This window comes from Clostridium thermobutyricum DSM 4928, assembly GCF_002050515.1.
Classification (GTDB): Bacteria; Bacillota; Clostridia; order Clostridiales; family Clostridiaceae; genus Clostridium; species Clostridium thermobutyricum.
In genome coordinates, this window is record NZ_LTAY01000048.1 from 104,456 (window position 1) to 129,527 (window position 25,072).

The following is a 25,072-nucleotide window of genomic DNA, read 5'->3' on the forward strand; positions in this document are numbered from 1 at the left end:
AGGATGTTTTTTTATTTAGGTTGATTTATAGAGACATTTAAAGATGAAGTAATGTTATTTACGTTCTCTTCGAAAGTTTCTAAAACTACAGAGCCTTTAAATTTGCTAGGAATATCTAAATAAATACTAGAATAAAATATTCCTTCCATTTTATCATTTAAAGTTATAATACCTGTTTTAGTTTTTTCTAAGTATTGATAATTGAAATATTTACTTGTATCAACTTTATTTAGTTTTCTTACATCTACATTAGTTGAAAATGTATTATTTTCAGCTAGATATGAATTTTTATCAGAATTCTCATTTACAACAATATAAGAATTAGGTGCCTTTATTATGAGTTTATCTAAATTATTCAATGAAATATTTCGATGAACTCCCTCATTAGTTGAGGCAAAAAAATAATTAAAGCTAAAAATTTCATTAAAATCTACTCCAAATGTTTCTTCTATTTCTTTAGAGAATTTTGAAAGTTTATAATTTGAATTTCCTATATAAATCATAGCAGTAAAAAATAATAATATAGATAAAATAAAGGAAATAAGTGATATTTTTATTAGTTTATTTTTATTGAAAAAATTATTTAGTTTCATAAACATCTCCTTTATCAATGAAAATTACTTTTAATATACATTTTGAAATATAAGCAATTTTATTTTTAGCAAATCTAAAATAAGATAAGCCTAAAGTAAATATGCATACAAATAAACATAATGCAGAAAATGATAATAAAATGATAAAGAAATTAGGAAACTCTAATATAAATTTAGGAATATCAATAAAAAATAAAGGAGATAATGTTTTTACAATAGATATCATAAACCCACCAAATGAAGCTAGTAGTGGAACAAGTGATATAAAGAAAAGTAATGCTCCTATAGCTAATAATAGTAGTACAAAACATATATAAACAGAAGATGTAGCAATTGCTAATCCAATTCCAATTGGAATTGATATAATAGCAAGAGGTAATGAAAATAAAATCCCTAAAAATGTTGATGTTTTAAATCTTTTAAATGGATTTTTTATTTTATACTTTCTTACACTTTCTTTAGATAAATTTATGTTATTTTCAGAACTATTATTAAAACTATCAGTGGCATTTGTATTGATATTATAATCATTAGAATTTTCTTCATTAATAGAATATTCTTTAGATTTATTTGTTTCTTCTTTAATATAAGTTTCCTTTTGATGTTCATCTAAATTAGAATCAGTTGTTTCAGTATTTGAGAATTTAAAATCTTCGAACTTTGAAGTATTTTCAAATTTTTTACGTTCAATAGGATAATCAGAATATTCTTCTTTATATTTTTCTATAAGATCATCTACTTTTCCTAATGAAAGTATCATTTCTTCTTCAGACATTAAACCTTTTTGTGAGTTGAAATAATCTTGATAATCGAATAATATATCTGAAACCTTATCAGGCGGTAAATCTTTTAAACCGTTAGCTAAAGCTATCAAAAAATCTTTTTTATTCAAAATTTTGTCCCCCATAATTTAAAATAATTACTTTTAAGACAAGTATACAGAGTTATATATGTTTAAACAATAATAAGATAATTTTATTAAGGAAAGAATAAGAAATCTTAAAATTTCTTAAGAAATTAAGAAGAATTTTTTAGAAAATAGATATAATTAATTGTCTAAAATATTTCATAAATAAGAAATAAAATTAAAAAAATAAAAACAATTAACTAAAGTAAAATTTATAGGTATATATTTTTATTTAAGTTAGCAATGTAAACTGAAAAAAACAATATATTATGTATATATTATATATTTTTTTTGAATTAAATGTAAAATATCACTTGTTTTATAACATAATTATGACTTTGTATGATAGAATAAAGGTACAAAAAGCTAACCAATAATTTAATATTAATTTGAGTTAATCAAAAAAATCCCTATTTGCTATACACAAGTTTGAGCCACTTGCGTATAACCAATGGGGATTTTTTGTCCAAAAGTATATAAAATGTGAAATAAATACTGTATAAGTATATAATATTGTATTAGAATATATTATATTGAAAATTATAAAAAGGAGGTATAAATGAGAAAAATATTTGAATTTTTATTGAGCAGATTAGTAATATTTGGATTCTTATTGTTCTTTCAAGTAATTATATTATTATTCATAGTCTGGCAATTAGCAGAAGCATTTATATATATTTATATACCCTTACTTATAATAAGTGGGCTAGTTGTAATTTATATAATAAGTAGAAGAGATAATCCATCTTATAAACTAGCCTGGACAATACCAGTTTTAATTTTCCCTATTTTTGGAGGATTGATTTATTTAATTTTTGGAGGAAAAAAAATAAATTTAAAATTCAGAAAAAAAATAGCGAGAGCTTATAATGAAGCAATAAAGGTGTCAGTTCAAGATCCAGAAATAATAAAAGAATTAGAAAAAGAAAATAAGCATGCAGCAAATCAAGCAAAATACACAAGTAAATATGCATTATCTCCTGTTTATAAAAATACTACTACTGAATATTTATCTCCGGGAGAAAAATTCTTTGAAAGGTTACTTGAAGAATTAGAAAAAGCAGAAAAATACATATTTATGGAATATTTTATAATTCATGAAGGTAAAATGTGGGATGCTATATTAGAAGTTTTAGAGAGAAAAGTAAAAGAAGGCGTAGACGTCAGAATGCTTTATGATGATGTAGGATGTTTAAGAATACTTCCTTATAGATATGATGAAGTTCTGAGGAAGAAAGGTATAAAATGTCATGTGTTTAATAGATTTGTACCTTTTCTATCTGTAATACTTAATAATAGAGACCATAGAAAAATAACAGTTATTGATGGTCATACAGGATTTACAGGTGGAATAAATTTAGCTGATGAATATATAAATGAAATAGTTAGATTTGGTCATTGGAAAGATTCATCAATAATGTTAAAAGGGGAAGCAGTATGGAATCTTACTGTTATGTTCCTTCAAATGTGGAGCTATGAAAGTAAAACTAAAGTTGATTATGAAAAATTTAAACCACAAACAAAGAATAATGAATGTTTTATAGATGATGGATATGTTCAACCTTATGGAGATAGTCCTTTAGATGAAGAGATAGTTGGGGAGAATATATATTTAGGTATAATAACTAAAGCAAAAGATTATGTTTATATAAATACTCCTTATTTAATAATTGATAATGAATTAGTAACTGCTTTAACTCTTGCTGCAAAAAGTGGAGTAGATGTAAGGATAGTAACTCCACATATTGAAGATAAATGGTATGTACATATGCTTACAAGATCATATTATCCTCAACTTATAGAAAGTGGAGTTAAAATATATGAGTATACTCCTGGATTTATACATTCAAAAACTGTAGTTTCAGATGATGAAGTTGCAACAGTTGGAAGTATAAACTTTGATTATAGAAGTCTTTACCTACATTTTGAATGCGGAGTTTGGTTATATAAAACAAAGTCAGTACTTCAAATAAAAGAAGATTATTTAGAAACTTTAAAAATTTGTACACCAATAACACTTGAAATGTCCAAAGATGTGAGTTGGCTTAAAAAAATAGTAACAGCAGTATTTAGAGTATTTGCACCATTAATGTAAATTGATTTGAGCTTTCATAAAATTTAGTTTTGTGAAAGCTTAAATTTGTAAATATCAAGAAGGTGATGAGTTATGGTTTTAATATTAACATTTATATTATTTATGACTGTATTTTTATTAGTTATAGATTTCTTTTCGATATTATTTAGAATGACAGGAATGCCAATATCAAAAGCAAGATTTCAAGTTATTTCTCTTCTTTCTAGTACAGGCTTTACAACCAAGGAAAGTGAAATGATAGTTCAACATCCAACTAGAAGAAAACTTGCAAGCTGGTTAATGATATTTAGTTATGTTAGCACAGCAACTTTTATTTCTTTTTTTGTTTCTATGCTATCAGATACTGTTACTAGTATAGGATTTTTTGCTGTAATAGTGATATTTTTATTTGTTATTTTAATTTTTCATAAATCATCTCTTTTAGAAAAGATAGAAAATAAAATAGAAGATAAAATTTTAAAATCAGAATTATGGAATAAAATAAATTCTAAGACTTCTATATTAATAACTAGTTCTAGAGGTTATGGAATATATGAAGTGTACATATCAAAAACAAATAGACTTGTTGGAAAATCTATAAAAGAAAGTGAACTTAAATCAAAAGAGATAGAAGTATTAAACATTGATAAAGGAGATAAATTTATAAAATTTCCATTACCTGATTATGTGTTTGATATTTTTGATAAGGTAACTGTTTATGGAAATTTGAAAAATATAAGAGAAGAATTTGAAACTAAAATAGATAGATAATAAAAAGAGGCTTTCGCATGGCTATTAATTAAAATTGGCTAGTGATAGCCTTTTTCTTTTAGATAAAAATATTATAAAACCAATATCTTTTTTTATTTGAGTAAATGATTCTTCAGCTTGAATGCTTCTATTTAGAATAAATAAAATACATTTTTCAGTTGGTATATTTTTTTAATTATTTTCTTTGTTCTCTAAATTTATAAGAAAGAGTAAATGATTTTACCCTTTCTTATAATGGAACTTTGCAATTGTTTCTTTTAATACACTCTTTTTTATAGCCTTAGGTATTGATATAACTTACCGAAGATTATTTTTATAAGAAATAGATAAAAAATAAACAAGCAGATATTGAAAACTTAATTTATATCATAACTAAATAGCAAATAAATGTTCAAGTAAATTTATACTATCACCATAAAAGGTAGTAAAACATTCATTTTTATTATCAGCAATATGATTTACAGGAATAGAGAGTGAAACATCTGAAATACGGCCTATTCCACTATTGAGATTTGAGGTTATAGATATAATGTCTCCTCCTAATGCGGATAATTGTTCTATTTTTTTTATACAAGAAAAATTTTCGCCAGATTTTGAGATTATAATTAAAGTTGGATTATGTTCTTTTTCATGGACTATTGGTATCTCTAAGCCATGTAGTAAAAGAACTTTATATTTTTTTACAAGTAATTTTCTATGAATGTATCCTGTTACAAATTCACAGAAACCTTCTCCATATAAATAGATATATTTATCTTTAGTTAAATATTTTTTGGATAATTCATTTAAATTAGATAATGGACATTTTGAAGCCCAAGAAAAATCATTTTCATTTTTTTTAGTATTGATTTCAAGGTTAGAAGTCATTTTTTTTATATCAAAAATTAATTCATTGTATCCACTATATCCTAGTTTTTTAGCTAATCGTATTATAGATGTAGTTGAAGTAAAGTGTGTTTTGGCAAGTTGTCGTATCCCTTCTTTTTTTATTTTTTCAGGATTATCAAATATATGTTCTAAAATTTGTATTTCTGATTCAGAAAGATTTTGATTTTTAAAAATTCTACCAACGTGAAATGCATTATTCATTTTAACCTCCTAAAATACTTAATTTCCCTATATGGTTAAATTATAACATAAAAATATTGCTATATGAAACCAGTTACATTATTGTATATTTGTTACATAAAAGTTTTAAAATGTATTACAAATACAAAAAAATATATATAATTAAACTATATCAAGGGAGGAGGCGATTAAGATTAAGAAGTTAATAATTAATGCAGATGACTTCGGGTATTCTCAAGCTGTAAATTTGGGAATAGCTAAAAGTCATATAAATGGGATATTAACATCAACAACATTAATGGCTAATATGCCAGGAACAAATCATGCAATTGAATTATCTAAAAGTTTACCAGATTTGGCAGTTGGAATACATTTAACATTAACTTGTGGTAAACCATTATTAAAGAAAGGAGTGGGCTCATTAGTAAAGGGAAATGGAAACTTTTATAAATTGAATGATTTTGAAAAGGGGATTCCAAAAATAGATTTAGATGAGTTATACAACGAATGGGAAGCTCAAATAAATAAGTTACAGTTAGCTAAAATTGATTTAAGTCATATAGATTCTCATCATCATATTCATAACTTTAAAGAGTATAAAGAGGTAGTTGATACACTTTCAAAAAAATATAATTTGCCAGTTAGAAATTGTAATCCAATAAAAAATAATAATGAAATAAACTTTTTAGATTTATGTAATTATGGAACTATTCGAGATATGAGTCTTAAGTACGAATCAGTAAGAGAGGAATGTTTTCAAATTATTGAAACTAATATACTTAAAAATATTAATTTTGAAAAAAGTGAAGCAATGTGTCATCCAGCTTTTATAGATACACCTTTGTTTGAAGGTTCATCTTTTAATATTGCTAGAATGAGAGAAGTAGATATATTATGTGATTCACATATGAAAGAACTTATAAAAAAATATAATATAAAACTTTGTAATTATAAAACTATAAATTTAAATTAAGGAGGACATAATTTTGAATAATTCATTTAGATTAATAAGCAATCAATTATCAAAACTAGGAAAAGCTATGTTGATACCAGTTGTTGCAATGCCGGTAGCAGGACTTTTAGCAAGATTTGGACAACCTGATTTATTGAACTTAGATATATTAAAAATCGCTTCTGATGTTATTTTTGGAAACTTAGACATGTTATTTGCAGTAGGATGTATACTTGCATATACAAAGGGAAAAGATAAATCCTCAGCAGTTTTAGCAGGAGTTCTTTCTGTTATGGTATTTAGACAAGCTATAACTTACTTAGATGAAAATATGAGTATGGGTGTATTTGGTGGTATAGTATCGGGTATAAGTACAGCTGTTATATATAATCACAGTAAAAACTGGAAAGTTCCAAGTATGTTTGATTTTTTTGCTGGTGAAAAGTTGGCATTAACTTTAGGTCCAATATTTTCAATTATTTTAGCTGGGATATTTAGTATTATTTGGCCTCCTATTGAAGCTGGGTTAAACGTTTTCGCAACTGGTCTTGGTTCAATGGGAATCTTCGGTGTATTCTTATTTGGTTTCTTAAACCGTATTTTAATACCAACTGGATTGCATCATGTTTTTAATGCTTATATATTTTACGAATTAGGAAGTTATACAACTGAAACTGGAACAGTAGTAACAGGAGAAATGACAAGATTCTTAGCAGGAGATCCGAGTGCAGGTGCATTTTTAGTAATGTTTTACGTAATAATGGTATTTGGAGTACCTGGTATAGCTGCGGCATTATACAAAACAGCACGCCCTGAAAATAAAACTGATGTAAAAGGATTAGCTAGTAGTGGAGCTTTAACATCAATATTTGCAGGTGTAACTGAGCCAATTGAGTTTTCATTTATGTTTATTTCACCACTTTTATATTTTATACATTCAGTATTTACAGGATTAGCAGGAGCAATATTATATCTATTTGATTCAAGACTTGGATTCAACTTTGGATTTAATATTATAGACTTAGGATTAAACTGGAAAATGGGTAATAACGTAATATTTATAATACCTGTAGGAATAGCATTCTTCTTCTTATATTACTTTACATTTAAAACAATTATTATTAAGCAAGATTTAAAAACTCCAGGAAGAAGTGAAGCTTTAGAAGTGGTAGATGAAACATCTATTAAATTATCTCACTCAAATTATGCTTACATGGCTAAGAAATTATTACAAAATCTTGGTGGAGCAGAAAATATAGTAAATGCAGAAAATTGTGTTACAAGAATGAGATTAGAGATAAAAAATATAGACTTAATAAATGAAGATAATATAAAGAAAACTGGTGCAAGAGGAATAGTAAAAATAAATCAAAATAATATACAAATCATAATAGGAACAGATGTAGGAAATGTTATGAAAGAATTTAATGCATTATTAAATGAAAATATGAATGAGGTAAGATAATATGGGAAATAAAATAGTAATTGTAGGAGGAGGGTCAACCCATACTCCAGGGATTGTAGAAGTTCTTAGAAATCGTGTAGAGGATTTAGATTTAGAAGAAATAGTTTTATATGATACTGATGAGGAGAGAAATTATTTAATTGGTGAATTCACAAAAATATATTATAGAGATAATAATTCATCTGTTAAAGTTTCATATACTACAGATATAAGAGAAGCTTTTGAAAATGCTAACTTCTTATATGTTCAAATAAGACCAGGGCTTAATAATCAAAGAGAAATAGATGAAAAAATATGCTTGAAGCATGGAGTTGTAGGTCAAGAAACTTGCGGTTTAGGAGGATTTTCTTTTGCATTAAGAGTTATACCGGAAATATTAAAGATTGTAGAAGTAGCACAAGAAGTTTGTCCAAATGCTTGGATTTTAAATTATACTAATCCAGAAGCTATAATATCAGAAGCTATAAATAAAAAGTTTCCTAATGCAAAGTGCTTATGTATATGTGATATGCCAATAAGCATAGAAGAAACTTTAGCAGAATATTTAAATATACCATATAAAGATTTAACATTTAAATATTTTGGATTAAATCATTTTGGGTGGTGGACAAATATATACAATAAGGAAGGGAAAGATTTATTACCTGGAATAAGAGAAAAAGTAGAATCAGGAGAACTAAAAGGCTTAATTCAGACTAATGAAGAGATAGTTGGAGATGACTATTGGACTAAGACTTTTCAAAATGTAATTAAAGCATTTAAGATGTATCCACAATATTTCCCTAATTGTTATTTACAATATTACTATTTTGCAGATGAAATGGTTGAATCAGATAATATTGAATTTACAAGAGGATCATATGTATTAAGTACTAGAGAAATAACAGTATTTGAGGAATGTAAAAGAGTTATAGAGCTTGGAACAGCTAAAGATTCTAAATTATTAGGTGGAGTTCATGGAAATTATATTGTAGATATAACTAATGCAATAATTCATGATACTAAGGAAAGATTTATAGTAAATATAAAAAATAATGGAGTAATAAATAATTTTAATAAAGAAGCAGTAGTAGAAGTTCCTTGTTATATTGGAGTTACTGGTGCAGAACCAGTTGCAATTGGTGATATACCAATATTCCATAAAGGAATGATGGAAATGCAAAAAGCGTATGAAAAACTAACAGTGGAAACTGCTTTAACAGGTTCTTATGACACTGCTATGGAAGCTATATTATTAAATAAAACAATACCTTCTTACAGAGTAGGTAAAGCTGTGTTAGATGATTTAATGGAAGCTAACAAGGAGTATTGGCCAGTTTTAAAATAGAGGGCAAGGATAGAAGTTTAAAAAGTGTAACGAGTAAAAGTAAAAAGTATAAAAGAGAGGGTATATTATGTATAAAGTTTTAAAGGGTTTTTTGTTAACTTTCATGACTTTATTAGTTTCAGCATCAACGATATTTACTCCAACAGTTTATGCAGAGGATAAACCACCTAATCCATTAATGAAAGAAGGTTATACTTTAGATTTTTCAGATGAGTTTGATGGTCCAGAATTAGATAAATCAAAATGGACAGATTATTATTTACCTCATTGGACTAAAAATCCGGAAAATGCAAAAGCTCAATATAGATTTGAAAATGGATCTTTAATAGAATATATAACTAAAGATCAAAAACCTTGGAGTCCAGAACATGATGGAACAGTTCGTTCATCTGCTATAATGTCATTTGATAAAAACTGGATTCATAATTTTAGTGGTACTACTAACAATGAAAATAGAGAACCTTGGATAGGGTATGCAGCTACTTATGGATATTTTGAAATACGTGCAAAATTTGCGGATTGTGGTGGTGGAGGTCACCAAGCATGGTGGATGGTAGGTATGCAAAATGATACAAATGATTGGTTTAATTCAAAAGAAACTGGAGAGATAGATATTATAGAATCTTTCTTTAGTAAGCCAGATACGTGGAGAATAGCAGCTTATGGATGGAATGATCCAAACTTCCAAACAAGTTGGATGATTTCAGAAGAACCTGTTCCATCAGGGAATCCAACATCTGAGTATCATATTTATGGACTTGATTGGTCACCGGGAAGTCTTAAATTCTATTATGATAATGAATTATATAAAGAAATAAATCAAGCTCCAGATTATCCAATGGGTACAATATTAAATATATATACTGATGCAGGGTCAGGACAACATAATGATGTTTGGCCTAAGGAATGGGCAATAGATTATTTTCGTGTTTGGAAAAAGAATGAAGGATATAAAGTGCCTTCATATCATATAAAAAACAGACAAACAGGTAAGTATTTATATTTAGATGAAAATAATGAGAAAGTATTATATGGGGATCTTGATGACTTTGATATGAATGGAGTTTGGAAAAAAGAACAAGCAGGAGATTATATTAGATTAAAGAATGAAAAGACAGATGAATATCTTCATTTAGAAAATCAAACAGGAATGTTAGAGCATGGAAATGTTCCACAGACTTATTATAGTGCTCAATGGAAAGTTGAAAATGAAGGGAATTATTTAAGGTTCAATAATAGATGGAAAAATAATTCTTATATTCATACAGAAGATCAAAATGGTGCAGTACAATATGGAAATGTGCCTAAAGGTTATTGGAGTAGCCACTGGGAGCTAATACCGACTAAATAGATTTAAATAAGCAAAAGAATCTAGATTTATCTAGATTCTTTTGTAAAAATGAAAGGACTATATTTATGAGGATTTTAAAAATATCTATAATTTTTTTGATAGTTTCGATACTTTCAGGATGTGGTGTTAGTAAAGCAAATACTAATGAATTGAGTAATTCATCAGAAAAAAATGATAGCGTAAATTATGATGAAGAAACCAAGAAACAAGAGGAAAGAAATAAACAAACTTTATGGACAGTATTAGATACTGATGGAAATGAAAAAGAAATGGTAAGTGAGAAAAATAGTGATGATGTAAAAAAGATAATGAAGATTATAAATGAACATTGTACATTAGTAGATAATAGGGATTTTAAACAGCTAAAAGTAGAAAATGAATATAATTTATATAATGATAAATTTAGTAAAGTGTTAGATAAGGGAGATTATAAAAAATCAGTAGAAGCTATGTATGAAAGTAATAAATTAGCTTTAAAGCATGAAAATTTAATATGGTATCGCAATTATTTTAATGAGGATATGACGACATGTAAAGTAACTGTTGAATCAGAGTTTAAAATTAAAGAAGCAAATAAAGAATATTTAGAAAAAAATCAAATGAATTTGAAAGAAGTTTATCAAGAAAAAAGAATATATTATTTAGAAAAAAATAATAATGAATGGAAGATAATTAATATAGAAAAAGGAGCTTTAACGAAAAGAAGCTAAGATATATAGAAAATAAAATTAAAGATAGGCATTATCAGTTAGTAGATAATGCTTTTTTATTTTATATAAAAAGATTAGTTGTTTTACGAAATTTCAAAAAAGAAATCTAATAAAAAGAGTATATTAAAAGAAATAATTAAGAAACTCAATTAGAAGAAAGAGGAAATTAAAATTTATTATTTTACATAAGGGAAAAGGCTATCGCTAGCTGATTTTAATTAATCATAATGCGATAGCCAATTTGTATATTAATATAATCTTCCGAATATTAAAAAGATTAAAATTAATTGAATTGCTATTATTAGTGGTATTCCTAAATTAAATTTTATTCTAGAGGTTTTATGTCTAAAAGTATACATTCCAACCCAAGATCCAAATCCACCACCTAAGATTGGAATGGAAAGAAGATGAGCTTCACTAATTCTCCATTTGTGATTTATAGCTTTCCTTTTATCAATAAACATAGATAAAAAGCCAATAATGTTTATTAATAAAAGATAAGCACCTATAAAAGCGTGCAAATTATAACCCCCTCAAAAGTTGATAAGGTAATTATATAAAAAAAATCATAAATTTACAAATTTGATTATAGAGGAGAAAAAGTTAAATTTGAATGGTATAATAGGTATTATTACAAATGAGGAGAGAGAAAAAAAGTGATAAAAAAAATAGTGTTAGCAATAATAGTAGCTATAATTGTAATTATATGTGGAGTATATATTTATTCTAATAGAACAAGTTCAGCTGAGGAAAGTTTTAAAAGCTTTATTTCTGATTGCAATAAATTTCAATTAGATTCTGCAAAGGATTATGTTAATCCTAATGGAGATTTGAGTAAAGGAATATCTCAAATACAGAATTATAATTCAATGAAGCAAGCTGCAATGAAAAATTGGCTTAAAGCTATAAAAGTAAATATATTATCTTCTAAAAAAGAAGATGGAGAAGCAGTTTTAGTAGCAGAAATATATTCTCCAAATGGGAAAGAAATTTATAACGAATTCCAACAAAGTATGGATAATTTAAATATAGATAGTCAAACAATTCAAGATAATAATTTAAATGGAGATTTTTTAGGAGCACAATATAATAATGCATTTACTAATGCAATTGATGATAATATAAATAATGTTGTTCAAACAAAGGTTGAAATTAAAATGAAGAGAAATCTTGGAGCTTGGAAAATTACAAATGATGATCAAGTAATTACAGCTTTATTAGGTGGGTTAACCTCAAATGCAGTTATAAGTTAACTAATTTATAGAAATTTTTTGGCGAAAATTGTATAATTGTATAAAAGGGGGAAGAAAATTAATTATGAAAAAAACAATGGTTAGTATAGCTGTGATTGTTATTGCAATTATCATAGGAGTAGTATTAGTAAAATACGTGAATAAAAATGGATTATTTACTAAGAGTGGGTTAGATAAAATTCAAATAAATGAAATTATAGCGACAAATGATGTAACAGGAAAAGTTACTAATATAACAGACGCAGATGCTATAAGTAGGTTTTTTGATGAACTAAATAGTATAGAAGTTCCAAAAGAAAACAAAAAAGAAGAAGCTCATTCTGGATGTAATGTTCCGGGAAGAAATAAATATTATATTGAATTAAAAAGTAATAATGAAAAAATAGTTGGAGACGTAATTATAAGTAAAGAGGGAGATATAAAGGTCAATAATTTTGAAAATAAATATATAAAAGAAATTAAAGACACTGAAGCTGCCAATAATATAGAAAAATTAATACAAACAAATATAAATTTATAGAAAAGAAGAGTCAAGAAAAATAAATTGTTTATTTTCCTGACTCTCTTTTTACTTTAGATATGTAGTTATCTAAAATAAGTGGATATTAGTATTCTTTTTCGTGAGGTAGGTTACTTAAGTTGTTTGCTTCATCACCATCTGGAGTAGCTCTTAAATATTCTTCTCCATTTCTAGTAACAGAAACAACTACGTCTTTGATTTCACCGTTTTTAGCCATTCTTACAGCTTCATCAACGCTAACTACTTCACCGTTAGATAACTCGTAGCCAGAAGCATATCTTCCGTCTTTAGTCATAACTTTAGTTATGCTTTCTAAGTTTGAACTTTTTTGAGTTTTTGAATTTTTCATAAAAAACACCTCCACTTTCTACACTAATAGTATGTGGAGAACATGCACATATATACTTAGTAATTTATGGTATTAATCTGATGGTCTATTTATATTTTCGTGAGGAAGTTTACTAAAATCACAATTAGAATTTGAATCTCCTACAAGAGTAGTAAATCCTTTTTGATCAATTACAGCCTTAGCATTAGAAATTTTTTGTTCTCTAGCTAATTCGATTGCATCCTCAATTGTTAATTGTTTTCCATTAGAAAGCTCATATGCAAAAGTAACACCGTTATTAGTTAGAATTTTAGTTATTGTTAAGTCTTCCATAAAAACACCTCCATTATGATAGTTTATCAATTTAATGGAGGCTTATTCTAAATAAATATACTATTTAATATATTTCCATCTATGTTACTTGGAACTTTTCCAAGCATATTAAATATTGTTGCTCCTTCATCTATAAGCCTAATAGGTCCTATATCAAAATTCTTTTTTACATTAGGTGCTTTGCAAAAGAATACTGTTTTATAATTATAATCTTTTGGGTTATATCCATGATTTGCAATATCATGATTACCTTTTGTTTTTTCTATTGTATTTCCTAAATAATCATTTATAAAGTAATAATTATCATTAGCTTCAAGCATAAATGTACATTTATCACTTGCACCAAGTTTTTTAGCTTCTTCACTAGAAAGAATATTTTTAATACAGTTATTATTTTCTTTTGAAAAATTATAAATTAAATCATAAACCATTTTAACCTTATGTTTATTTTTTACATAAACATAAGCAGAACCATCACAGAAGTTAAGATAAGCATCATACTCTGTAATAATATTTTTAGAGTTCAATTTAATTAGATTATTTTTTAAAAATAGATTATTAAGTTTAATAACATATTCTGCATCCTTAAAACTATGATCTCCTAATGCAATTAAAGTAGATGAGTCGTATATATTGTTTTCCTTTAGAAATGAGATTATTTCTCCTAGTCTTTTATCATGTCTTTTTAAAGATTGAGATATATGATTGCTTTTAGTACCAAAAATATGTTTATGAGTATCTGTATCTGTGAAATGAACCATAATAAAATCAGCTAAATCATTTTTTAAAACATACATTAAGGTATTAAAAGTAAAATTATCTAAATAAGGTTGTTCGTAGCCTTTTCTTAAATGACCATAGAGCTTTTCTATTTTAGCTTGAAATAATGGACTTCCATTTAGAGCAGAAACCATTATTTGATTTTGCCATTTTCTATTTGGAAAAATTTCTGGGAGATTTAAATCAATGCTTTTAGATTTTCCTGTAACTGGCCAAAGTAAAGTACAGGTTTTAAGTCCTTTTTCTTTTGCTATATCATAAATTGTAGATCCATTTATTTGATTTTTATACCAAAACCAATCTGGATTCTTTCTTTCAGGTTGTATAAGAATATTATTAATTATTCCATGATTAATTGGTAATTTTCCTGTAGCTATTGAAGTATGTGCAGGATAGGTTAATGATGGATAAACAGATTCAACATTATTTGAATAACTGCTATTTTCTTTTAATTCTTTAAAGTTTGGTAATTTTATGAGATTAATAAAATCTTTATTACCAACTGCGTCAAAAGATAAAATTATAAATTTTTTTCTCAATATTTTATGCCTCCTATATAGAGTGAATTTTGCCCATATACTTATGATTTTACTCTTATTATTATGTATATAGCAATACTATTGGAACAAAATGGCTTGTATAAGTTATCAACAAGCTAAAGCTAGTGATTTCAACGGGTTGTTGAGAAATGTGGATAAAAAGCGTGAAATTGTGGATAACTTTACAAAGTGGATAAAATTGTAAAAATTAATTGTATACACAATATAATAGGGGATAGCTTGTTCGACAAACAATATAGTGCATATTGTAGAAAAATATAATATAAGATAAAATTAATTTAAATATGGTGTCGAAAAATACTAACATTATGCACAAAGTTGTGGACAAAATATGTGGATAATGTTGATAACATACAATAAGTGGTAATGGAGGATATAATATGGAATATATTAAGGAAATAATAGAAGCTGAATTTATAAACAGGCCAAATAGATTTAATGCTTTAGTTAAAATAAATGATAAAGAAGAAATTGTTCATGTACCTAATACAGGAAGATGCAAAGAAATATTAATTACAGGAACAAAAGTATTACTTAGAAAAGAAGATAATCCAACAAGAAAAACTAAATATGATTTAATTTGTGCTTATAAAGGAGATAAATTAATAAATATTGATTCTCAAATTCCAAATAAAGTAGTTATGGAGGCTTTAATAAATAAAAAGATAGGAAAATTAATAGAATATAATAATATATTAAAAGAAAAAACTTTTGGGAAAAGTAGATTTGATTTTAAATTAGAAAAAGAAACAGGAGAAGAATATTATTTAGAGGTAAAAGGAGTTACTTTAGAGAATAATGGATATGCAAGCTTTCCAGATGCTCCAACAGATAGAGGAAGAAAACATCTTTTAGAATTAGTTAAAGTAAAAGAAGAAGGAAAAGGTGCTGGAGTTTTATTTCTTATACAAATGGAAGGGATGAAAGAATTTACATCTAATGATGAAAATGATCCTGCTTTTGGAGAAGCATTAAGATATGCTAAAGAAAATGGAGTTGATATTTTTGTTTATTCTTGCATTGTTAGCGAAAAGGAAATAACATTAAATAAAGAGGTAAAATTATCAATTTAATATAGATATTTAAAAATAAAAAAGAAAGGAGTGATGTTAATAAATGAAATTTAAATATTGTCCATTATGTGGAGAAGAATTGGAACAAAAATATAGTTATGATGAAGGTGGAGTTCCTTATTGTAAAAAAGATGATAAAATGTTTTTTGATACTCCAAGACCTTGTATTGTAGTTGGTGTAATAAAAAATGATGAAATACTTTTATTGAAACAAAGTTATATATTTAAGGATTCTAAAGTACTTATATCAGGTTATGTAGGACAAAATGAAAGTGCTGAAGAAACTGTATATAGAGAAGTTCTGGAAGAAACAGGGATAAAAGTAAAAAATATATCGTATATTGGTTCTGATTACGTTAAAGATAAAGATTTATTAATGTTAACTTTTATTGCTATTTATAAAGAAGGTGAAATTATTAAATCAGATGAAGTTGAACATGTAGAGTGGTGCAAAATAGATTGTGCATTATCTCAAATGAAAGAAGATTTAGTAGGAACAAAAGCAGTAGCTAAGATAATAGAAATTTTAAAAAATGATATAAATTAATAGAATCATAATTTTATAAATATTATACAAGTTAAAAATAAATATATTATAGATTTAATATAATATAATTTTATAAATAATAGCCCTAAGAATTTTCTTAGGGCTAAAATATTATGTTTATAACTACAATTAATACAATGATATGTATACTGATTAAATATATTAAACAATAGATTTACGTTGTAGCTTTATAAAAAGAGTGTCATTATTGTAATCAATAAATGCCTCATCTATCATCATTCCTACAAGAGTTAATTCGCTATCAAATTCGCATTCACCACCAAGTTGCCAATAATATTGTTCAACTTCTCTTTGTCTAGGAGTATTTAAAGCTTTGTTTAAACTTTCAAAAGCTCCTTTGGGGAAATTTTCAATTATAGCTTTTATTTCTATATAGGATATATCTTCTAAAGTTTTAATATTAACACTAATATTATTAGTATTAAAATGATAGCAATATGCCATTATTTCATTTACGATTTTTAGATTTTTTTCTGTTTTAAAATTCATCTTGTCTAACCTCTCTTTTGAATGTTGTTATTAATGGTACTAATATCATTGCTACGAGTCCACCTGCAAAACCATTATTATAAAGGTTTAGTCCACCATGTAAATATCCAACATTAACTCCTAAACAAACATGTAAGAATCCTGCAAGTATTCCTATCAAAAATCCAAATTTACCAGCTATAGGAGCTAAACATGTGCTAAACAAAATAGCAAGGATGATACTTGGACTTGTTAAAGGATTTATATTTATAAGTGCTGCTAATGTAGCTCCTATTAATATAGGAGTTATATTTTTCAAATGTTTACCAAAACATCCAAATCCAATAATAGTAAAGATTCCTCCAAGAGTTGGTCCATTTAAATCTCCACCTATAAGTAATAAAAATAATGTTGAGAACAAACCTAGTATTCCCATATTTATATATATAGTATCTCCATATAATAAATAAAAATCAGAAACAAGTTTACCAGACTGCTTGGACAAATTATTAAGTTTTTTTATATTATCTTTACCAAAATAAATTCCAACACTTATTAAATAAATTGAAATAAACATCATAAAAAAGAGTAAGAATTTATTACTTCCAGTATGCCAAAGAAGTCTAGATTCAAAGTCAATTCCAAAAGAACGTAAGATAGACATTAGTAATGTTGCAATTAATCCACCTGCAAAACCAATATTATATAGATTGTATCCAGAATGAGCTAAAATACAGTGGCTAGCTATTGGAGTTAAAATAAAACCTGTTATTACACCAATTATGGCACCTAAAATCATTCCAACTGGAATATTGTCATAAGTAAAACTAAGTTGACTAACAGTAGGTGCTAAAGCAGTAGATAACAACATAACAAGACTATAGTTTAGAAGTGGTTGTTTTTGATATTTAGAAAAAAGATAAACGCCAAACATGATTGGCCAAATATTCAAAAGATTTTTCCCAAAAAAAGCAAAACCGGTCATTAAAAATAATGCCATTATAGTTGAACCATTTGGTTTAATTTCTAAACGTATAAGCATTAAAATACTTATTATACTAGTAATACCCGCATTAAAAAGAGCACTTGATATTCCACCAACAGCAATATAATCTGTTATTAAAATATCAGGAGTAAGTAAAATTTTCTTTAAACCATTTAAAATTTCAGAAGGAGAACTAATTAATAAAGCAGCTATTAAAAAAAATAGATACATAACCAAAAGAATTTTATAAGGTCTAAAAAAGTTCTTTTTCTTTAGCAAAATTTTCACCTCTCAAAATTAAATTTATAATTTATATCTAAATTAATAAACTTAAAACTCATTTTTATTATATTATAATGAATATAAATTTTTCTACTAAAAAATAGAAAAAATGCTATAAAATATTTTCAAAAATTTTAAAAAAATATATAATTAAGAATAGTAAGAAGTTTTTGGGGAGGATTAAATATGAGTAATGGTGTTAAATATGTTCCAGAAGTAATGGGAGTATTAAGAAGTCATATAGTAAAGGTTCCAGATGTAATAAGAAATTGTTCTGGGATAAGAATATTTGGAAAGAGGATAAAAAGTATACTATTTTCTACAGATGTTGCAATGATAAAAAATACAAATGCGGATGCTATTATGGCAGTATATCCTTTCACTCCTCAGCCAAAAATAACAGAAGCAATAGTAACTGCTGCTGATGTTCCAGTTTTTTGCGGAGTTGGGGGAGGAATAACTCAAGGGATAAGAGTTATTAATCTTGCATTAGATGCTGAATTTAAAGGCGCTATAGGAGTTGTAGTAAATGCACCTACATCTAATGAAATTGTTAAAAGTATAAAGGAAACTATAGATATACCAGTAATAGTAACAGTGTGTTCAGAAGAAGAAAATATAGAAGAAAGAATAGAAAGTGGTGCAACAATTTTAAATGTGTCTGGGGGGAAAGATACAATTAAAATTGTAAAAAAAATAAGAGAATTACATCCTACATTTCCTATAATAGCAACTGGAGGCCCTACTGAAGAGAGTATAAAAGAGACAATACAAGCAGGAGCGAATGCTATAACATATACACCTCCATCAGGAGCAGATAGAATGAGTGAATTAATGGACATATATAGGGAAAGAAAAGGACAAAAATAAAACTGTTAAAATAAAACCTTTATTTAAAGGTTTTATTTTTTTTTATCAAATTAGTAACAAAAAATTCCTGTTGAAATATTATAAAATAGATGAGATTATTATATAAATATAATCAAAAGGATAAGAAAATAAGTGAGATAGTTAAGAATTTGATATAAGTAATAAATTGTAAAAAATTATTTCAGAAAAAAGTAATAAAAAATATTGTATTTTTTTTAAAATATGATATTATATTTATAAAAAAAGTTAGAATAAAATGGAAAAAGACAAAATACAGGGTAGAGGCGCCAGTGTAAAGAGTATTTATTAGGAGCTGCAAGCTATGATTAATAAAGAAAGGTGCAATGGCCGAAGTTAGCTGACCGCAAGAAGGCTTTCTGGGTATATGTATAATATGCATATAACTGTCACATAACGTGGAGTGCTACAACTGAGTTTAGTTTTTTTAGGGATAAGTCTATCCTTTTAAGCTATACGAAGATATAAATCAATTACACGCTATTACCCGTCACAGAAATTCTGTGGCGTTTTGTTTTACTTAAAATAGTGGAGGAATAGAAAGATGAAATTATTTGGCAGCATGATTGTAGAAGAAAATGTATTAAGTGTTGGGGGAATAAAATTAAGTAAACTAGCAGATAAATATGGAACACCTTTATATGTAATGGATGAGCAATTATTAGAAGAAAATTGTAGGGAATATTATAGAAATTTTAAATGTGAAGATAAAGGTAATAAAGTTGCTTATGCTGGAAAAGCATTTTTAACTTTAGCTATGTGTAAAATAGTAGAAAAAGAAGGTTTATATCTTGATGTAGTTTCAGGAGGAGAATTATATACAGCTTATAAAGCAAATTTTCCATTAGAAAGAGTATTATTTCATGGAAATAATAAAACTTTAGATGAAATTGAACTTGGAGTTGAATTAGGAGTTGGAACTTTTGTAGTAGATAACTTTTTTGAAATTGAACATTTAAATCATATAGCAAAACAAAAAGGAAAAATACAAAATATTTATTTAAGAATTACACCAGGAATAGAAGCTCATACTCATGAATATATAAAAACAGGACAAATAGATTCTAAATTTGGTTTTGCACCTATAGGGGACAATATAATAAATGCAATAAAGAAAGCTATAAATTTAGAAAATGTAAATCTTTTAGGACTTCATTGTCATATAGGTTCTCAGATTTTTGAAATTGAGCCATATGAAGATGCAACAGAAATAATGCTAAAACTAATAAAAAGAGTTAAAGATGAAACTGGATATTTAATAAAAGAATTAGATTTAGGTGGAGGTTTTGGAATATATTATAGCAAAGGTGATAGTCCTAGAGAAACAAAAGAATATTGTCAAGCTATATTAAATAAAGCTGATAATGTATGTAAAGAAATAGAATTAGAAATGCCTAAATTAGTAATAGAACCTGGTAGATCAATTGTTGGTAATGCAGGAATAACTTTATATACAGTTGGATCAATAAAAGATATTCCTGATATAAGAAAATATGTTTCAGTAGATGGTGGGATGACAGATAATATAAGACCTGCACTATATCATGCAAATTATGAATGTGTAGTTGTAAATAGAGTTATTCATGATTCAAGAGAAACAGTAACAATATCAGGAAAATGTTGTGAATCAGGAGATATACTTCTTCAAGGAATAAAAATACCATCAGTTTTAAGTGGAGATTTATTAGCAATAATGTCAACAGGAGCATATGGATATTCAATGTCTAATAATTATAATAAAATACCAAAACCAGCTGTTGTTATGGTTAAAGATGGTCAAGAAAGAGTTATTTGTAAAAGAGAGACATATGCTGATATATTAAGAAATGAAATATTGTAGATATTAAAAATAATATTAAACCTAATCCTTTTGTAGACAAAAATGGATAAAATTGGTAAAATAATTGTAGAAAGGATTAGGTGATTTTTTATGTGGAAAAAGGTTTTGAGAGAATGGGTATTTTTAATTGCTATAGCTTATGTAATTTCACTATTAATAAATAAATTTTTAATTTTTACAGTTTTTATACCGAGTGGATCAATGATGCCTACTATAAATATTGGCGATAGATTAGTGGCAACTAGAATTCATAATTATGATAATATAAAGCATGGAGATATATTAGTTTTTAATTTTAGAGAAGAAGATTCTCTTTACATAAAAAGAGTTATAGGGCTTCCAGGAGATAAAATAAAAATAGATGGACAAGCTGTATATGTAAATGGAGAAAAATTAGAAGAGGAATATGTTAAATATCCAGAAGATACTTATGCAGAATATATTGTCCCAGAAAATAATTATTTCTTTTTAGGAGACAATAGAAATGATTCAAAAGATAGCAGATATTGGAATAATCCATATATAGAAGAAGAAGAAATAAAAGGAAAGGCTATTTTTAGATTTTATCCATTTGATTCTTTTGGAAAAGTAAATTAATATATAATATTATGAGCATTTAGAATGATCTAAATGCTATTTTTTTATATTGATTTAAATTATATGTTTTTATAAATAAAAATATGGGTATTATAATTAATATGGACAATGAAAAATATATTCAATAAAAAAATATAGAAAATTTTATATAAAATTAATTAAAAGTCATAAATAATAATATTACATAGTAATATAGATTGATTTTTCTATTAAGATATAATTAATTTACATAACTTTGCAAGAATTTTATATGATTTTTATGATATACTAATAAAGAATATATGTTCAAGAAAAGTTAGGTGATGATGATAGAGAAGAACAGAGAGTTATATATAATGGATAGAAAAGAAAAAGATACTTTTATTTTAGAGAATAAATATGGTAAATTTATAGAAGTTAATAGCAAATTCGTTTTTGATAACATAAAAGAAGGGGATGTTTTAGCTAAGATAAATGGTAGATATTATTTAGATAAAGCTGAAACTGAAAATAGGAGAAAAATTATAGAAAACTCCGTGGAAGGAATGTGGGTGGACGAATGAGTGAAGAGAATTTAACAAATAGACAAGAGATAGAAACTTCTAATACACATATTAAAAGAAGTATTAGAAATAAAAATGATAAAAATTTAAAAAAAAATAATATATTTTTTGATTGGATACTACCAATATTAATAGCTGTTGCTATTGCATTTTTAATTAATAAATTTCTTATATTTAAGGTTAAAATTCCAAGTGGATCTATGGAACCTACTTTAAATGTAGGAGATAGATTATTTGTAACAAGAGTTTATGAACCTCAGAATTTAAAAGAGGGCGATATTGTGGTATTCTATTCTCAAGAACTTGGTAAAGTTTTAATTAAAAGGTTAATAGGACTGCCAGGGGACACAGTAAAGATAGTAGGAGGAAACGTATTTGTCAATGGTAAGGAGATAGATCAAAGCTATGTCAAATATCCAATGTCAACGTATCAGGAATTTAAAGTTCCACAAGGAGAATATTTCTTCTTAGGAGATAATAGAGCTAATTCTTATGACTCGAGATTTTGGAAAAATCCTTATATTCCAGCAAAGGATATAATGGGGAAAGCAGTGCTGAAAATTTACCCTTTTGATGATATTGAGTTTCTGAAAAGATAGAGAAAGGTGAGGTGGAAAGATGGACCAAAAAAACAATCCAAATAAGGGGAATAAAAATTCTAATCCTAATAATATGATGAAAGGGCCAGGAAAGACCATAATTATATATATAGTAATTGCTTTAGCGCTTGTTTTATCAGCAGGATATATTAGAAATACTTCATTAAATGAAGAAATAACATATACAAAGTTCCAACAATTACTTAATCAGAAGCAAATTTCTGAAGTTACAATAACACAAGATGACTTAGTAATTACTCCAAAAGATACTAGTGAGTACAAAGGTAAATCACTTTATACACCGAATATCAATAATCCACAATTAATACAAGAATTAAAAGATGCAGGTGTAACTTTTGTTGGTAAAAACCCAACATATTCACCATTCATTAATACAATTGTAATGTATGGATTAATGTTCCTATTCTTAATATTTATGTGGAAATTCGTATTCTCAAAAATGTCTGGAAAAATGGGCGGAGGTATGATGCCATTTGGTAAGAACAATGCTAAAGTCTATATGGAAGATGAAATTGGAGTAACTTTTAATGATGTTGCTGGTCAAGAGGAAGCTAAAGAATCTCTAGTAGAGGTTATAGATTACTTAAATGACCCTAAAAAATATACTGAAATAGGAGCTAAGTTACCTAAAGGAGCTCTTTTAGTAGGACCTCCAGGTACAGGTAAAACTCTTCTTGCAAAAGCAGTTGCAGGAGAAGCAAAAGTTCCATTTTTCTCAATATCAGGTTCAAGCTTCGTTGAAATGTTTGTTGGGGCTGGAGCTAAGAGAGTTAGAGAATTATTTAAAGATGCTGCTGAAAAAGCACCATGTATAATATTTATAGATGAAATTGATGCTGTTGGTAAAAGCAGAGATAGTCAATTACAAAGTAATGATGAAAGAGAACAAACTCTTAACCAATTACTAGCTGAAATGGATGGATTTGATTCAAGTAAAGCAATAGTAATTCTTGCTGCTACAAATAGACCTGAAATTCTTGATAAAGCTTTATTAAGACCAGGTAGATTTGATAGAAGAATTATAGTTGATAGACCAGATCTTCCAGGAAGAGAAGCTATACTTAAAGTTCATGCTAAAGATGTTAAATTAGCACCAGATGTAGATTTAAAAGATATAGCAAAGAGTACTCCAGGTGCTGTTGGGGCAGACCTTGCAAATATAATGAATGAAGGTGCTTTAAGAGCAGTTAGAGAAGGAAGAAAACTTGTAAGCCAAGATGACTTAAGAGAAGCAGTTGAAGATATAATTGCAGGTAAAGAAAAGAAAGATAGAATTCTTTCTAAAAAGGAAAGAGATGCTGTTGCATTCCATGAGGTTGGTCATGCTTTAGTTGCAGGTTTATTAGAGGATTCAGATCCAGTACACAAAATAACAATAGTTCCAAGAACTATGGGAGCATTAGGATATACTATGCAGCTTCCAGAAGATGAAAAATATCTTGTATCAAAAGAAGATTTATTAAATCAAATAACAGTTATGTTTGGTGGTAGAGCTGCTGAAGAAGAAGTATTTAATCTTGTATCAACAGGAGCTTCAAATGATATTGAAAGAGCTACGCAAACAGCTAGAAGTATGGTAACTGTTTATGGTATGTCAGAAAGATTTGATATGATGGCTTTAGAGTCAGTTCAAAATAGATATCTAGATGGTAGAGCAGTTAGAAACTGTAGTGAACAAACTTCAACTATTATAGATGAAGAAGTATTAGCAATAGTTAAGCAATGTCACCAAAAAGCAAGAGATATCTTAAGAGAAAATAGAGATTTACTTGATAAGATAACAGGTGTTCTTCTTGAAAAAGAAACTATTTTTGGAGATGAATTCATGGAAATAGTTTATGAAAAATATCCAGAAATGAAGATCAAAAAACAAGAAAGAGATAAGAGAAGAGAAGAAGCTAAGAGACAAGTTGAAGAAGCTAAGAAAAAAGCTGAAGAGTTAAGAAAAGCTAAACTTGAAGAAATAGCGAGAAGAAATGAAGAGAAAGCTTTAGCTGCTGCTAAGGCAGAAGAAGAAGCTAGAAAAGCAAAATTTGCTCCTTTAGATGAAGCTTTAGAAAAAATGAAAATGGAAAAAGAGCTAAAAGGAGAAGATTCAGAAAAAAATGAATCAGAAATAAAACCATCATTAAACATGGAAAAAGAACAAACTTCAGAAGGAAATGAAGTTGAAGTTAAAAAAGATGATGTAAATGATGATCCTCAAAATTAAGAGGA

The 25,072-nt window shown here is 26.7% G+C and carries 26 protein-coding genes and 1 riboswitch; of the genes, 17 read left to right on the forward strand and 9 right to left on the reverse strand.

The window, feature by feature from the left end:
- Nucleotides 1-11: 11 nt before the first annotated feature.
- Both CLTHE_RS09635 and CLTHE_RS09640 read right to left on the reverse strand, forming a co-directional pair.
- A complete protein-coding gene (locus CLTHE_RS09635; protein WP_080023139.1) occupies nucleotides 12-593 on the reverse strand; it encodes a hypothetical protein in 582 nt (193 codons plus the stop codon).
- Nucleotides 580-1,485 carry a DUF1700 domain-containing protein gene (locus CLTHE_RS09640; RefSeq protein ID WP_080023140.1) on the reverse strand — a complete coding sequence of 302 codons (906 nt, stop codon included), beginning with the start codon at nucleotides 1,483-1,485 and terminating at the stop codon, nucleotides 580-582. The genes CLTHE_RS09635 and CLTHE_RS09640 overlap by 14 nt, the downstream gene beginning before the upstream one ends.
- A 574-nt stretch (nucleotides 1,486-2,059) precedes the next feature.
- Between CLTHE_RS09640 and cls the strand changes: the two genes are divergently transcribed.
- Both cls and CLTHE_RS09650 read left to right on the forward strand, forming a co-directional pair.
- Entirely contained in the window at nucleotides 2,060-3,595 is a 1,536-nt protein-coding gene (gene cls, locus CLTHE_RS09645; RefSeq protein WP_080023141.1) for a cardiolipin synthase, read from the forward strand.
- Nucleotides 3,596-3,667: 72 nt separating this feature from the next.
- Entirely contained in the window at nucleotides 3,668-4,345 is a 678-nt protein-coding gene (locus CLTHE_RS09650; protein ID WP_080023142.1) for a TrkA C-terminal domain-containing protein, read from the forward strand.
- 372 nt (nucleotides 4,346-4,717) lie between these two features.
- On the opposite strand, the gene CLTHE_RS09655 is transcribed toward CLTHE_RS09650, so the two are convergent.
- Entirely contained in the window at nucleotides 4,718-5,434 is a 717-nt protein-coding gene (locus tag CLTHE_RS09655) for a MurR/RpiR family transcriptional regulator (RefSeq protein WP_080023143.1), read from the reverse strand.
- A gap of 187 nt (nucleotides 5,435-5,621) precedes the next feature.
- Here CLTHE_RS09655 and CLTHE_RS09660 point away from each other — a divergent pair, with 187 nt between their 5' ends.
- The 5 genes from CLTHE_RS09660 to CLTHE_RS09680 all read left to right on the forward strand — a co-directional run bounded on the left by CLTHE_RS09660 (nucleotide 5,622) and on the right by CLTHE_RS09680 (nucleotide 11,218).
- Nucleotides 5,622-6,386, forward strand: a complete 765-nt coding sequence (locus tag CLTHE_RS09660; protein WP_278320297.1) for a carbohydrate deacetylase — start codon at nucleotides 5,622-5,624, stop codon at nucleotides 6,384-6,386.
- A 13-nt stretch (nucleotides 6,387-6,399) separates the two neighbouring features.
- On the forward strand, nucleotides 6,400-7,830 hold the full coding sequence (locus CLTHE_RS09665; protein WP_080023145.1) for a PTS transporter subunit EIIC: 1,431 nt from the start codon (nucleotides 6,400-6,402) through the stop codon (nucleotides 7,828-7,830).
- 1 nt (nucleotide 7,831) lies between these two features.
- On the forward strand, nucleotides 7,832-9,157 hold the full coding sequence (locus CLTHE_RS09670) for a family 4 glycosyl hydrolase (protein WP_080023146.1): 1,326 nt from the start codon (nucleotides 7,832-7,834) through the stop codon (nucleotides 9,155-9,157).
- A 67-nt stretch (nucleotides 9,158-9,224) separates the two neighbouring features.
- Nucleotides 9,225-10,508: a glycoside hydrolase family 16 protein gene (locus tag CLTHE_RS09675; protein ID WP_080023147.1), complete on the forward strand. Its 1,284-nt coding sequence runs from the start codon at nucleotides 9,225-9,227 to the stop codon at nucleotides 10,506-10,508.
- 65 nt (nucleotides 10,509-10,573) lie between these two features.
- A complete protein-coding gene (locus CLTHE_RS09680) occupies nucleotides 10,574-11,218 on the forward strand; it encodes a hypothetical protein (protein ID WP_080023148.1) in 645 nt (214 codons plus the stop codon).
- 248 nt (nucleotides 11,219-11,466) lie between these two features.
- Here the strand turns inward: CLTHE_RS09680 and CLTHE_RS09685 are convergent, their stop codons facing one another.
- Entirely contained in the window at nucleotides 11,467-11,739 is a 273-nt protein-coding gene (locus CLTHE_RS09685) for a DUF1294 domain-containing protein (RefSeq protein ID WP_002596794.1), read from the reverse strand.
- A gap of 135 nt (nucleotides 11,740-11,874) precedes the next feature.
- On the opposite strand from CLTHE_RS09685, the gene CLTHE_RS09690 reads away from it, so the two are divergent.
- Complete coding sequence (locus tag CLTHE_RS09690) at nucleotides 11,875-12,471, forward strand: hypothetical protein (protein ID WP_080023149.1); 597 nt, start codon at nucleotides 11,875-11,877, stop codon at nucleotides 12,469-12,471.
- 64 nt (nucleotides 12,472-12,535) lie between these two features.
- Nucleotides 12,536-12,991, forward strand: coding sequence for a hypothetical protein (locus CLTHE_RS09695; protein WP_080023150.1), 456 nt, complete (start codon nucleotides 12,536-12,538; stop codon nucleotides 12,989-12,991).
- 85 nt (nucleotides 12,992-13,076) lie between these two features.
- On the opposite strand, the gene CLTHE_RS09700 is transcribed toward CLTHE_RS09695, so the two are convergent.
- The 3 genes from CLTHE_RS09700 to CLTHE_RS09710 form a co-directional block, all read right to left on the reverse strand.
- On the reverse strand, nucleotides 13,077-13,340 hold the full coding sequence (locus tag CLTHE_RS09700; RefSeq protein WP_080023151.1) for a DUF3892 domain-containing protein: 264 nt from the start codon (nucleotides 13,338-13,340) through the stop codon (nucleotides 13,077-13,079).
- A 72-nt stretch (nucleotides 13,341-13,412) separates the two neighbouring features.
- Entirely contained in the window at nucleotides 13,413-13,652 is a 240-nt protein-coding gene (locus tag CLTHE_RS09705; protein ID WP_080023152.1) for a DUF3892 domain-containing protein, read from the reverse strand.
- A gap of 47 nt (nucleotides 13,653-13,699) precedes the next feature.
- Nucleotides 13,700-14,971, reverse strand: a complete 1,272-nt coding sequence (locus CLTHE_RS09710; protein ID WP_242945633.1) for an alkaline phosphatase family protein — start codon at nucleotides 14,969-14,971, stop codon at nucleotides 13,700-13,702.
- A gap of 401 nt (nucleotides 14,972-15,372) precedes the next feature.
- Between CLTHE_RS09710 and sfsA the strand changes: the two genes are divergently transcribed.
- Both sfsA and CLTHE_RS09720 read left to right on the forward strand, forming a co-directional pair.
- Nucleotides 15,373-16,065: a DNA/RNA nuclease SfsA gene (sfsA, locus tag CLTHE_RS09715; RefSeq protein WP_080023154.1), complete on the forward strand. Its 693-nt coding sequence runs from the start codon at nucleotides 15,373-15,375 to the stop codon at nucleotides 16,063-16,065.
- A 43-nt stretch (nucleotides 16,066-16,108) separates the two neighbouring features.
- On the forward strand, nucleotides 16,109-16,612 hold the full coding sequence (locus tag CLTHE_RS09720) for an NAD(+) diphosphatase (RefSeq protein ID WP_080023155.1): 504 nt from the start codon (nucleotides 16,109-16,111) through the stop codon (nucleotides 16,610-16,612).
- A gap of 162 nt (nucleotides 16,613-16,774) precedes the next feature.
- Here the strand turns inward: CLTHE_RS09720 and CLTHE_RS09725 are convergent, their stop codons facing one another.
- Both CLTHE_RS09725 and CLTHE_RS09730 read right to left on the reverse strand, forming a co-directional pair.
- The gene (locus tag CLTHE_RS09725) at nucleotides 16,775-17,122 is read right to left on the reverse strand and encodes a hypothetical protein (RefSeq protein WP_080023156.1); all 348 of its coding nucleotides are present in this window, start codon (nucleotides 17,120-17,122) and stop codon (nucleotides 16,775-16,777) included.
- Nucleotides 17,112-18,374: a DUF1576 domain-containing protein gene (locus CLTHE_RS09730; RefSeq protein ID WP_242945634.1), complete on the reverse strand. Its 1,263-nt coding sequence runs from the start codon at nucleotides 18,372-18,374 to the stop codon at nucleotides 17,112-17,114. The genes CLTHE_RS09725 and CLTHE_RS09730 overlap by 11 nt, the downstream gene beginning before the upstream one ends.
- 180 nt (nucleotides 18,375-18,554) lie before the next feature.
- Here CLTHE_RS09730 and CLTHE_RS09735 point away from each other — a divergent pair, with 180 nt between their 5' ends.
- From CLTHE_RS09735 to ftsH, 6 genes are all read left to right on the forward strand, one after another.
- The gene (locus CLTHE_RS09735) at nucleotides 18,555-19,238 is read left to right on the forward strand and encodes a beta/alpha barrel domain-containing protein (protein WP_080023158.1); all 684 of its coding nucleotides are present in this window, start codon (nucleotides 18,555-18,557) and stop codon (nucleotides 19,236-19,238) included.
- A gap of 271 nt (nucleotides 19,239-19,509) precedes the next feature.
- A riboswitch (Lysine riboswitch) is annotated at nucleotides 19,510-19,673 on the forward strand.
- Between the two features lie 127 nt (nucleotides 19,674-19,800).
- The gene (gene lysA, locus CLTHE_RS09740; protein ID WP_080023159.1) at nucleotides 19,801-21,096 is read left to right on the forward strand and encodes a diaminopimelate decarboxylase; all 1,296 of its coding nucleotides are present in this window, start codon (nucleotides 19,801-19,803) and stop codon (nucleotides 21,094-21,096) included.
- Between the two features lie 90 nt (nucleotides 21,097-21,186).
- Nucleotides 21,187-21,693, forward strand: a complete 507-nt coding sequence (lepB, locus tag CLTHE_RS09745) for a signal peptidase I (protein WP_080023160.1) — start codon at nucleotides 21,187-21,189, stop codon at nucleotides 21,691-21,693.
- A gap of 335 nt (nucleotides 21,694-22,028) precedes the next feature.
- Nucleotides 22,029-22,235 carry a DUF3006 domain-containing protein gene (locus CLTHE_RS09750; protein WP_158082707.1) on the forward strand — a complete coding sequence of 69 codons (207 nt, stop codon included), beginning with the start codon at nucleotides 22,029-22,031 and terminating at the stop codon, nucleotides 22,233-22,235.
- On the forward strand, nucleotides 22,232-22,834 hold the full coding sequence (gene lepB / locus CLTHE_RS09755; RefSeq protein WP_080023162.1) for a signal peptidase I: 603 nt from the start codon (nucleotides 22,232-22,234) through the stop codon (nucleotides 22,832-22,834). Before CLTHE_RS09750 ends, lepB (CLTHE_RS09755) begins: the two co-directional genes overlap by 4 nt.
- A 19-nt stretch (nucleotides 22,835-22,853) precedes the next feature.
- Nucleotides 22,854-25,067, forward strand: coding sequence for an ATP-dependent zinc metalloprotease FtsH (ftsH, locus tag CLTHE_RS09760; protein WP_143324061.1), 2,214 nt, complete (start codon nucleotides 22,854-22,856; stop codon nucleotides 25,065-25,067).
- Nucleotides 25,068-25,072 lie beyond the last annotated feature (5 nt).